An 11,228-nucleotide genomic window follows, 5' to 3' on the forward strand; every position below is an offset into this window, starting at 1 on the left:
CGCACCCGCCCGGCACAGCGCACCCGCCCGGCACAGCGCACCCGCCCGGCACAGCGCACCCGCCCGGCACAGCGCACCCGCCCGGCACAGCGCACTGCCGGGCGCATCAACAGCAAGGCGTACTGCCACGCATATCAACAGGGTCGGTCACACGTTTACAATCATCGTACAGCGACACCATAACACGACACACAAGGACAGCAACCTAATATGGCACAGACAAACGAACAAAAATTACTACCGGTCATCGTACAACACGCACGTAGTAGCGAGGTACTGATGCTCGGCTATATGAACGAGGAAGCCCTCATCCTGACCCGCGAGAGTGGTTTCGTAACCTTCTACAGCCGCTCGCGCCAATGGTTATGGCGCAAAGGCGAAACGAGCGGCCACACTCTCCGCGTCGTCGAATTACGCCAAGATTGTGATGGTGACGCTTTATTGATCCTTGCAGAACCGGCCGGTCCGACATGCCATACGGGTCGGCCTAGTTGTTTTTTCCGCGATCTCGATGGTACCGAAATGGTCAACCCTGTACCGCCAGTCGCCATCTTGGCCCGACTTGCCGACCGGATTCGTGCCCGTCGTGATACCGATCCGGCCGAGTCATACACGGCAAAGCTATTGCACGGTGGCGTCGACCGGATCGGCAAAAAGATTGGGGAAGAAGCAGCCGAGGTGATTATCGCTGCAAAGAACGGAAATCCGGCTGAAGTCGCCTACGAGCTGGCCGATCTGATGTATCATTGTCTGGTGCTGCTTGAAAACCAAGGAATGTCAGCCGAAGCAGTGTGGGCCGAATTGGCACGTCGCTACGCTTCCTCGTAATCAACGGAGATTGCGGGCTAACGCTATGAATAGTTGGGCAGGGCGAGTATTAGTCGTAGACGATGATCCACAGTTGCGCGATCTGTGCCGGCAGACGCTAGCGCGGGCCGGGTTTGTTGTCACAACGGCGGCTAATGCCACATCAGCCCTCGCAGCACTAGATCACGCTCCTTTCGATCTTATCATGATCGACCTGGCGATGCCGGAGATTGATGGTCTACAACTGCTAGAGTTAATCCGTTTACGCGATATTAGCGTACCGGTCCTGATCGTTAGCGGTGTAGCATCGGTTGATCAGATCGCCTATGCGATGCGCCTCGGTGCGCGCGGCCTGTTGATCAAGCCGTTCCGTGCCCAAGAACTTGCCGATATAGCCCGCGAACTGGTAGCGAAACGGCAAGCAGTTCAAGTACGTGACCGGGTCGCAGCCCTGCGGCCTGTCTTGCAGATTAGTCAACATCTGCTCACCGAACTTGATCTCACCCGCCTGTACGCCTTAATTGTTGAGACGGTACGGGTTGAAGTGCGCGCCGAGCGTGCCTCGTTGATGTTACTCGAACCTGATGAGCAAACGCTGCGGATCGTCGCCTGCACCGGCTTGCCGACCACCGTCGGGATCGGATCGCTTATCTCGGTCGCTCACAGCTTGTCGGGATGGGTCATCCGCCACCGCCAGCCGTTGCTGATCGATGATCAGGTAATCGCATCGCCATGGTTTGCCGAGCTTCGTCAGTATCTCCTGGCCTCCGAATTGACAACGGCTCTGTCGGTACCGATTATGGCCGGTGAGCGGGTGTTGGGTGTCCTCAATGCAGCAAAAGCCACACCGCACGCAGCTTTTACGATTGCTGACCAAGAGTTGCTGCAATTACTGGCCGGACAAGCGGCCGTGGCCCTAGGAAACGCTCGCCTCTACGATAAAGTATCGCGTTCGGAAGCACGCTACCGTGCCTTGTTGCGCCATGCCAACGATGCAGTACTGTTGCTCGATAGTACCGGGACGATGGTACTGGATGCCAATCTCGCTTTAGGTCGTTTATCGGGGTATTCGAACGAGCAACTGTTACAGCTTGACCCAAACCAACTCCTACCGGCGCTCAGCCAACTCTTGGCTACGGCAGTGAACGGACGCCACGAGCAGAGTGAGATTGAAACCATTCTCTGTACCGCTTCCGGTCATGAGACGGCAGTAGCAGTGAGTGTGAGTGTCGTACCCGATGGCGATCAGCACCTCTTTCTCGTCATTGCCCGTGATATTAGCGAACGTCAGCGGATGGCCCGTGAGTTGGCTCAAGCCGAAAAGTTAGCCGCAATTGGCCGCTTGTCGGCCTCGATGGCGCACGAGATTAACAACCCGCTCCAAGCCCTCTCGAATACCATACGGTTGTTGCGTAATCCTGATCTGCCATCAGAACGCCGCGACCTCTACCTCTCTAAGGCCGCTCTTGAACTTGATGGCCTGATCCACCGTGTCCAACGCATTCTCGATCTCTCGCGCCCCAATCTCGACGGCCGCCGACCCGTTGATCTGAATCAAGTTATCAACGACGTTATTGCGAACTTCCGGTCAACATTGACAGCGCGGAACATCCATTATGTTGGAGATTTTACGTCAAGCTTACCATGGGTGACGGCGGTCATCGGACATCTCAAGCAGGTCTGCCAAACGCTCGTACAGAATGCGATTGAGGCAATGCCACACGGTGGCACTCTCCATATTCGCACCTATCTGCGACCACCCGATGGGGAGCCGGATCGAGCGCTCTTTTGGCGAGCCGGTGGTGGATCACACCAACCTCTCCCCGATCCGGCAGTGGTGTTGGAGATCAGCGATACCGGGATTGGCATTGCTCAAGAGGATGTTCCCAAAATCTTTGAACCCTTTTACTCCACCCGTTTCGACGGCTTGGGTCTCGGGCTTCCACTGTGCTACAGTATTGTGGACTTTCACGGTGGGGAATTGTGGGTCCGTTCTCAACCCGATCAGGGAACGACATTCCGGGTCATCTTACCCACTGCTCAGTAGTACCGTATCGGTGCATTCGCGAGCGTTAGTCAAGCAGACCATCAATTGGCCGAATCACCAACCGACGCTCGACCAGATCGATTGCGACGATAAAGTCACGCACCATCGGCACCAACGCATCAGCGTGACCACGACGTGCAATCACAGCGATTTCACCGGCACCGGTTTCTAGCACATCGCGTACCTCGCCAATCAGATCACCGGTATCGGTAACAGCAGCCAACCCGATGAGATCGTGATAGAAAAACTCATCTTCACCGAGTGGCGCGGCATCGGCCGCAGCAATATAGACCTCAGCCCCCCGCAGATTGGACGCCGCATCACGGTCGGTCACGCTCTGCAACTGGATAATCAGCAACCCCGGTTTATGCAAAAAGAGGCGTGTCACCTGATGCGGAATGCGCTTGGGGCCGATAAATACCGTGCGCAAATGACGGATCAGGTGTTCGGGATGACTTGAGATCGAGTGTAGTTTAATTTGACCCCGAACGCCAAATGGCGCACCGAGTACACCTATGTAGAGCAGATCATCCATTGATTCGTTGCATATTGAACGTTGTCAAACCACAAAGCGCGCAACAGTCAGCGCAGCAATATCAGCCCATGATAAAGCAACCGGCCGGACCATCGACCAGCCGGTTGCAAACCCGACAACTATTCGATATCGACGTGCACCCGTTTCTTCTGGCGCGCCGCAGCCACTCCCATCAAATCACGGATCGCCTTCGCGACCCGCCCGTTGCGACCGATGATCTTACCGGTCTCGTGAGGAGCAACGCTCAAATGGTACGTAGTGGTAAAACGACCGGTGCGCTCTTTGATGCGAACGGCTTCCGGTTTATCAACCAGATTACGGGCGATATATTCGAGGAGCGCTTTCATCAAGCTCCCTCCCAAACTTGGCTTACGACTCGGCAACAACCTTGCCCTGCTCGTCGAGAATATTAACCCGCTTGAGCAGCTTCACCACGACATCGGTCGGCTGAGCACCGACACCGAGCCAATAGCGGGCACGATCGGCCTTTACCTCCAACACCTTGGGTTGGCGGGTCGGCAGGTAATAGCCAATCGTCTCAATAAACTTACCATCGCGCGGCGAACGCGAATCGGCAACGACGATACGATAGCTGGGCTGCTTGGTCTTGCCGGTGCGGCGCAGACGAATTTTAACCATAGATCGTAGTATTCCTCACACTCAGACCAATCTTACACACTAGCCACATAGTATAACACAAATTGGCGTTGACGTTGCAATTGCAAAGCTGAGCGAGGAGTACCCTCCACCCGCCCTCCAAACTCCATCCTACACACAACCAACGCTAACGCAAGCGTCGGAGCAACTCATTCGGATCGATACCACCACGCCCCTTGCCGGCTTTGCCAGCGATCTGCTTCATCATGCGCTGCGTCTGTTGGAACTGCTTGATCAACTGGCTTACTTCTTCTTCGGAAGTGCCGCTACCGCGCGCAATCCGCTTGCGCCGGCTACCCTTGATAATTTCCGGACGGCGCCGTTCTTCCGGCGTCATCGAGTAGATGATCGCCTCGACCCGCTTGACATGCCGCTCATCGAGCAATTCTTCGTTGCGGGCCAATTGGTTAAGGCCGGGGATCATCGCAATAATCTGTTGCAACGGCCCCAACTTGCGCATCTGATGGAGCGAAGTGAGGAAGTCTTCAAAATCGAACTCGCCCTTGCTCAGCCGCTTCTGCATCTTCTTCGCCTGCTCGGCGTCGTAAAGCTGCTCGGCTCGCTCGATCAACGAGAGTACATCGCCCATGCCAAGGATGCGCGACGCCAACCGGTCGGGGTGGAAAACCTCCAGCGTATTGCCGTCCACCTTCTCGCCGGTGGAGAGAAACTTGATCGGCACCCCTGTCACGGCGCGCACCGACAAGGCCGCACCACCACGGGCGTCGCCGTCCATCTTGGTCATCACCACACCGGTCAGCTTAACCCGCTGGTTGAACGTTTCGGCGACGCGCACTGCTTCTTGGCCGGTCATGGCGTCAACCACCAACAAGCGTTCGGTTGGATGCACACGCATCTCGATCTGCTCCAACTCTTGCATGAGTGGTTCGTCAATTTGTAACCGACCGGCGGTATCAATAATCACCACATTGAACAGCTCTTTACGCGCATGTTCAAGAGCGTGCTCGGCGATGTCGGGCGGGCTAGCCTGCGTGCCCTCACTGTAGACCGGAATATTCAACTGGCGACCAAGGGCCTGTAACTGCGTAATTGCTGCCGGACGATACACGTCGGCGGCGACTAACAGAACGCGCTTGCCCTTCTTGCGCAGGTGCAGGGCCAGTTTTGCCGCCAACGTCGTCTTACCGGTACCTTGCAAACCGACCAGCATAATCACCGTTGGGCCGGGATGCGCTTCTTGTAAAGGAACATGTTCGGTCCCCAACAGGTTGATCAGCTCTTGATGGACAATCTTGATCACCTGTTGATGTGGAGTCAGGCTCTTCGTTACCTCTTCGCCAATGGCTTTTTCGGTAACTTTCGCCACAAAATCTTTCACCACTCGAAAGTTAACGTCGGCTTCGAGCAGGGCTAAGCGCACCTGCTTCATCGCCTCGCGCACGTCATCTTCGGTGAGAACACCTTTGCTGCCGAGTTTCTGGAATACTGCCTGTAACCGATCGGAAAGACTTTCAAACATAGCCGATGCTCGTTTCGCTCTTTACCTGTACAACGCTATTTGCATTGTACGAGTGAAGAACGAGAACGTCAATTGTGACTATTTCAAAAAGAAGGTTGCGTAGAGACCAACCAGTAAGAAGAAACCAAACCACGCACCTAGCATACCGGTTGCGATTGCACCAAACCGCTCTACTCGTGGCGACGGTTGGGTATCGCCGTTGCCACCACCTGACCGGTAAAGAACGAGGACAAGGTAGCTTATCACCATCACACCTACCACCGTGGTAACGCTAAAAATCACGACTGAACCCCAATCGATGCGGTAGGGATACTCAGCGACTGAATAGCCAAACCTTGCCAAGGAAACGGCGCGGATCACTTCGCGAATCACACCAACACTCAAGAGGGTTCCAATCTACACCAAGAGTGAGCGAGGCGCGTGCCGCAACGGCTGTTTGAGCACGAAGAAGTAGGCGGTTAGGCCTGTGCCAAGGGCCGGTAGAATAATCCCCAGCATAAGACCGATGCCAAAAGCTCTGCCTTCAGTCATAGCCCAAAGTAGCCCGGCAATTGCATAAAGCGGGCTAATCACTAACCCGAGTCGCCGGACAAGTTCGGCGACCCATTGCATAAACGCGGTATCGGCTTCATGGTGGCGGAAGTACCAGCCAAAAAGCATCAGCACAACAGCCAAACTGAGTCCGGCTTGCAACGGCAGTAAGAAGAACAGCCGGGGCAAGTTATAAGCGTGAAACACTATCCCGCGTGTGTCGACAATGCCGTTCGGAGCATACCATTCTAGCCAACGCTCCGGGCGAATCGAAACGGCAGCCAGCACGTGCATCACCCAACCGGCAAAAAAGAGAAGGATGAACGACCCAATTGCCGACCAAAGCAGCTTCCCGTCAGGGCTGCCTTTAAGATAAAACAAATACGCAAGGCTATAGCCACCCATCACGACAAAGATAAAGAGCACCGACCAGAAACCGGTGAGGGTATTGGCAGCGTACCAGCTCGGATCGTAAATGGTCTGGACAAAGAGTAACGGTGCAATCCCGGTCACGATCCCCAGACCAACTGCATTAGGTGTCAGACGAGCCGCGACCCGGGCCAGCCGGAGCCGGTTCGGAGTCGGAAAGAGGAAGCCCCAGATCGACAAGCTACTCGAATCGAGAGCCAACGTGACGAAAAAGATGTGCAACACCCACGTCACGACTAGCAATACCTGCAACACCGGTGGAAAGAATGGTGCCCCTTACGGATCACGCATCATCCGTATTATGTCACCGACGTTCATATCAACCTCCTCATTATTTGGCACTATAAGCGGCAGTTTGTGGATTACGTTGCTGTTGCTGATAAAAATACTCGAGATAGAGTGCCATAGAGGCACGTTCCTCATCGGTACCGACGACCGGATGCATATACGGGAAGCCACCGATTGCTTTCAAGTAGTTCTCGATCTTGTCAGCCGTCGTTAGGTTACGCCGCTCAAGCAAATTAACCAAGGAACGCAACGCTAGCCGCTGATTAAAAACGGTGATCGCCGTTTGATGGCTCACGTTATGGCACGAGGCACACTGTTGAATAACCAATGTTCGCCCGATGGCAACTTCACGTGAAGGTAAACCGGTTGTGATCGGTAGTACCGCAACCGCGTCAGGTTTCGGCAAAAACGGTAATGAACCCAGCATACCACGTTCGTTCAGCCCTTGTTCTTCGCGTTGAATGCCACGGGCCAGGAGATCGGCGAAGACCAGTATAACCGGCGATAATATCGGGTTTACGCATGACTTCCCGGGTACGTTCGGCACCGAAGATAGCACCAAAGAGTACCAGCATCGCACCAAGGGCGATCAATTGATGTTGACGGCGTGGCAACCACAATGCAAAGAGGAGGCCGGCAAACGTAGCTATCAATCCACCGCCAATTACCGTGTAGGTAATCGCGGGAATCGCCGGTGAACGCAGGATGATCTTCGCATGTTCTGGCAAGACCGGCTCAAACCAGAAGAACCAGATGCCGAACGCGACACCCAAACCGCCTAAACCCATTGCTGCTGCCCGGCGGATAATGTATTCACGGGCAAAGTATCCTTTCGGCAAGCCGGTCGAAATGAGTAATGCCCAGGCAGCAGTGATGGTAAACATCAATGAGAAGCGGAGTAAAATTTGAGGCCAGAATGTAGGATTGAAAAAACCGTTGAGGCTGTTACCGGTTTCTAGCCACAGACCCGGTGTTAATTTAAATGAGAGGATACCAACGATAATCGTGAGGGTACCGGTTCCGCCAAGTGCTAAGATCCACGCCAGCCGTAAATGGGTACGTGGACTAACCCGATCAATAGTAGTAGGCGATAATTCCCACAACATCGATCAGGAACATGGACCATTCTGCACCCCAGTAGAAGACAAAATTGTGGATCAAGGCCGAGATACCACGTGGGTTAGCCGCCGTCGTGGTTTGCCAAATACCCATCCCGGCCATCGCGCCAAACACGTAGGCAAACACGAGCAAGCCAAGCGCACTGTGCTTCAGGTACACGTACAATTCTGGTCGCTGTTCGTATACCGCCCGTCGTTTAAGGTAGAGATTAAACCATGCCGCTGCGACTGTCAGGTGGGAAGCTAGTACGTGGAAAGCTGAAACAATCGCCATGTACATCGCCGAGTGGATGAAGCGACCTTCCCAAATCGGACACATACATCCTCCTTCGTGACAAACATCACGAACAACCTAGATCGAGTATACGTCCAGGAGGGTGATACATACGTTGCGCTAGCGCAACATTTCTCTCAGAAGCGGTAGCAATGCGTGGTGAGGAACGTTATGCATCGAACCGAGCGGTGATCGCCGCCCAATCAACCATGAGTTAGGTGGGCCGATGGGAAGGCGACAAGACCCTGTTGTTGCTATTGATGGAGCAAGCGACTGATCGTATAGTGACTGACCCCGATCAAGTCGGCCAGATCACGTTGTATGATCGGAATGGTAATCCATCCATCTGCTTGTGATACACAATGGTATTGGTCGGCTAGTCTACGCAGCGCGTGGGCCAATTGTTGTTCAACCGGTGCGGTAGCCAGTTCGAGAACTTGTTGTTGAAGATCTTCTCGCAATTTGGTTAAGATCTGTAAACTATTTTGCTACAACTTGAGAAGCCTCACAACCGATCCCTTTGGTTTGCCACACCTTCTATACTTGTCATAGCAAGCGTCGCACGCTGGCTTACCGCCGGATTGCTCGCTGCGCTCGCAATGACCAGAGGGGCCGCCGGCGGTGACAGAGCAAACGCTGCGCGCCATCCTCCGCTCCGTGTCATCGCAAGCGGAGCACGCCATCCTCCGCTCCTTGTCATGTCGATCGAAACGAGCCATCTTCCTCATGCTGAGCGAAACGAGCCATCGTCACCGCTGGGTCGGACCTCATCATGCCAAGCGGACACGCCGACTTGTCAGATTGCTCGCTGCGCTCGCAATGACCGGAGGGGCCGCCGGGCTGTGTCATCCGTCGCACCTTGGGCAGCCATCCCCAACCTATGCACTATTGGTCTGAACGTGATCAGATATTTTTACGTTTGTAACGATCTTTTTCCTTGAATTGTGGTGTTATCTATGCTACACTTGCCTAAATACTGCCCCGCCTACGCAGTTTCGCCCCGTCGCATTTCCGTAGTACCATCATCCTCGTCAACAAACCGATCGTATTCTCACCCTATCATAGGAGCCGATAGTATGACTACGCCCGATCTGGCGATGCTACAAGCTGAGTGTGAACAATTGCGTGCTCAAGTAGCCGATCTGCAAAGCCAATTGCAGCGCTTTCAGCGTATAGTTGAGGATACCGATCAACTAATGACCGAAGTCGATGCTGCTGGTCGCTTTACCTACGTGAACGCGGCAGCCAAACACTATTTTGGTATGCCACCGGAAGCTTGTTTAGGCCGATTATCACTTGAATTTCTGCATCCCGAGGATCAAGCGCCGGCACGACAAGCGCTCATCGAGTGTGTGCAGCGTCATGAACGCATGCTGACAATTGAGAATCGGATCGTGCATCGGTCGGGGCAGATGATTCCGATGCTCTGGACAATCACGATTCATTACGATGAGCAGGGCCAGTTTGTCAGTGCCACCTCGATTGCCTCAGATATTACGAGCATCCAGCGTTTACGCTTTGAGCTGACCGAAAGTCGCACAATGTTGCAATTGGTGATCGACAACTTACCGCAAGCTGTCTTTTGGAAGGATCGAGACGGTCGTTTTCTTGGCTGTAATCACCGGTTTCTTATCGATGCCGGCTTGTCATCGACAGCAGAGGTTGTTGGTCGTACTGATTTTGATATGCCTTGGCACGAACAGGCCGCGGCTTACCGTACCGACGATCTGGCGGTCATGCAGAGTGGGCCGAAATACTATCTTGAGGAACCGCTCAATCGGCATGACGGAACGCCGATCTGGCTCCGGACCAGTAAGATACCGCTGCGTCGCAACGGTGACGTGATCGGGGTGTTGGGTATCTATGAAGATGTAACTGCGCTCAAACAGCAAGAAGAAGAGCTGCGTACTTTTAAATTGCTGGTTGAAAATGCACCTGATGGGATTGCGATTGCCGACCCTCAATTGAAGTTGCAGTATACCAACCCGGCGCTGGCGGCAATGCTAGGATACGAGACGTTGGTTGGCATGACCGTGTACGACATCTTTTATCAACCCGATCTCCCGCTATTGGAGCGGATCGCTGAACAGGTGATGCAGGGGCTGACACCGCGCGAGACCGTGCGTTATGTCAATCGTGACGGCAGTTTGATCACGGTGCAAGCTTCGGCACTAGCCCTCCGTGATCGTCACGGTAATTTGACCGGCTATGCGTCGATCAACCGCGATATTACTGAACAACTGCAAGCCGAAGAGGAGTTGCGCCGTAGTGAGCGCCGGAACCGCGCTCTCCTTGAAGCAATGCCCGATCTGATGTTTGTACTTAGCACTGACGGTGTGTTCCTCGATTACAAAGTCGACCGTAGTGGGCGGCTAATGCTCCCACCTGAAGCCTTTCTGGGTCGGCACGTAGCCGAGGTATTGCCACCATACTTGGCCGAACGGGTCGTGTACCACATTGAACAGTTGCGTCTGACCGGTGAGATGCAGCAGTTCGAGTACCAGCTTGATCTTGGCGATCAGGTTGAAGAGTATGAAGCGCGCATGGTACTAAGCAACAATGATACCCTCATCCTTTCCCGTAACGTTACTGAACAGCGCCGGATAGAACGTGAGCGCACTGCGATGCAAGAGCAGATCATCGCCGCCCAACAGGCGACACTGCGCGAATTGAGTACACCGTTGATGCCGATTGCCAACGGCGTGGTAGTGATGCCATTGATCGGTGTGATTGACACAACACGGGCGCAGCAGATTATGGAGACGCTGCTGTATGGGGTTGCCGAACATCGGGCACAGGTAGCAATCATTGACATCACCGGCGTGAAGGTGGTTGATACGCAAGTCGCCGGGGCATTAATGCGCGCCGCCCAAGCGGCGCGAATGTTGGGAGCACAGGTGCTTTTGACCGGTATTAGTCCTGAAATAGCGCAAACCTTGGTCTATATTGGGGCTGAACTGCGTGATCTGGTGACGAAAGCAACGTTGCAAGAGGGGATTGATTACGCTTTGAAGCGACAGGTGGCAGTCCGGCGCTGAACAAGCATCCATCTCGCTTCTGGT

The 11,228-nt window shown here is 54.2% G+C and carries 14 protein-coding genes; 4 read left to right on the forward strand and 10 right to left on the reverse strand.

Going from position 1 to position 11,228, the window contains the following annotated elements; genetic code table 11:
• The 3 genes from AC01ZF_RS00890 to AC01ZF_RS00900 form a co-directional block, all read left to right on the forward strand.
• On the forward strand, positions 1 to 183 hold a 183-nt coding region (locus AC01ZF_RS00890; protein ID WP_476575035.1), incomplete at its 5' end, for a hypothetical protein.
• 27 nt (positions 184 to 210) lie between these two features.
• A complete protein-coding gene (gene hisIE, locus AC01ZF_RS00895; protein ID WP_424677308.1) occupies positions 211 to 828 on the forward strand; it encodes a bifunctional phosphoribosyl-AMP cyclohydrolase/phosphoribosyl-ATP diphosphatase HisIE in 618 nt (205 codons plus the stop codon).
• A 25-nt stretch (positions 829 to 853) separates the two neighbouring features.
• The gene (locus tag AC01ZF_RS00900) at positions 854 to 2,854 is read left to right on the forward strand and encodes a response regulator (protein WP_424677307.1); all 2,001 of its coding nucleotides are present in this window, start codon (positions 854 to 856) and stop codon (positions 2,852 to 2,854) included.
• Between the two features lie 25 nt (positions 2,855 to 2,879).
• Here AC01ZF_RS00900 and rimM read toward each other — a convergent pair whose 3' ends face one another.
• From rimM to AC01ZF_RS00950, 10 genes are all read right to left on the reverse strand, one after another.
• Positions 2,880 to 3,389 (reverse strand): ribosome maturation factor RimM, encoded by a 510-nt coding sequence (gene rimM / locus AC01ZF_RS00905; RefSeq protein WP_424677306.1) that lies wholly within the window; start codon positions 3,387 to 3,389, stop codon positions 2,880 to 2,882.
• A gap of 119 nt (positions 3,390 to 3,508) precedes the next feature.
• The gene (locus AC01ZF_RS00910; RefSeq protein WP_015941398.1) at positions 3,509 to 3,736 is read right to left on the reverse strand and encodes a KH domain-containing protein; all 228 of its coding nucleotides are present in this window, start codon (positions 3,734 to 3,736) and stop codon (positions 3,509 to 3,511) included.
• A 22-nt stretch (positions 3,737 to 3,758) separates the two neighbouring features.
• Positions 3,759 to 4,028 carry a 30S ribosomal protein S16 gene (gene rpsP, locus AC01ZF_RS00915; protein ID WP_287905384.1) on the reverse strand — a complete coding sequence of 90 codons (270 nt, stop codon included), beginning with the start codon at positions 4,026 to 4,028 and terminating at the stop codon, positions 3,759 to 3,761.
• 145 nt (positions 4,029 to 4,173) lie between these two features.
• Positions 4,174 to 5,526 (reverse strand): signal recognition particle protein, encoded by a 1,353-nt coding sequence (gene ffh, locus AC01ZF_RS00920; protein WP_424677305.1) that lies wholly within the window; start codon positions 5,524 to 5,526, stop codon positions 4,174 to 4,176.
• Positions 5,527 to 5,604: 78 nt separating this feature from the next.
• Positions 5,605 to 5,910 carry a hypothetical protein gene (locus tag AC01ZF_RS00925; RefSeq protein WP_424677304.1) on the reverse strand — a complete coding sequence of 102 codons (306 nt, stop codon included), beginning with the start codon at positions 5,908 to 5,910 and terminating at the stop codon, positions 5,605 to 5,607.
• Between the two features lie 12 nt (positions 5,911 to 5,922).
• A complete protein-coding gene (locus AC01ZF_RS00930; RefSeq protein ID WP_424677303.1) occupies positions 5,923 to 6,720 on the reverse strand; it encodes a hypothetical protein in 798 nt (265 codons plus the stop codon).
• 97 nt (positions 6,721 to 6,817) lie between these two features.
• The gene (locus AC01ZF_RS00935) at positions 6,818 to 7,201 is read right to left on the reverse strand and encodes a hypothetical protein (RefSeq protein ID WP_428111039.1); all 384 of its coding nucleotides are present in this window, start codon (positions 7,199 to 7,201) and stop codon (positions 6,818 to 6,820) included.
• Complete coding sequence (locus tag AC01ZF_RS00940; RefSeq protein WP_476575036.1) at positions 7,167 to 7,880, reverse strand: hypothetical protein; 714 nt, start codon at positions 7,878 to 7,880, stop codon at positions 7,167 to 7,169. Before AC01ZF_RS00940 ends, AC01ZF_RS00935 begins: the two co-directional genes overlap by 35 nt.
• The gene (locus AC01ZF_RS00945; RefSeq protein ID WP_424677302.1) at positions 7,849 to 8,211 is read right to left on the reverse strand and encodes a hypothetical protein; all 363 of its coding nucleotides are present in this window, start codon (positions 8,209 to 8,211) and stop codon (positions 7,849 to 7,851) included. The genes AC01ZF_RS00940 and AC01ZF_RS00945 overlap by 32 nt, the downstream gene beginning before the upstream one ends.
• A gap of 209 nt (positions 8,212 to 8,420) precedes the next feature.
• Complete coding sequence (locus AC01ZF_RS00950; protein ID WP_424677301.1) at positions 8,421 to 8,627, reverse strand: helix-turn-helix domain-containing protein; 207 nt, start codon at positions 8,625 to 8,627, stop codon at positions 8,421 to 8,423.
• A gap of 615 nt (positions 8,628 to 9,242) precedes the next feature.
• Between AC01ZF_RS00950 and AC01ZF_RS00955 the strand changes: the two genes are divergently transcribed.
• Positions 9,243 to 11,204, forward strand: a complete 1,962-nt coding sequence (locus AC01ZF_RS00955; RefSeq protein ID WP_476575037.1) for a PAS domain S-box protein — start codon at positions 9,243 to 9,245, stop codon at positions 11,202 to 11,204.
• The last annotated feature ends 24 nt before the right edge of the window (positions 11,205 to 11,228 follow it).

This window comes from Chloroflexus sp. (assembly GCF_056331925.1).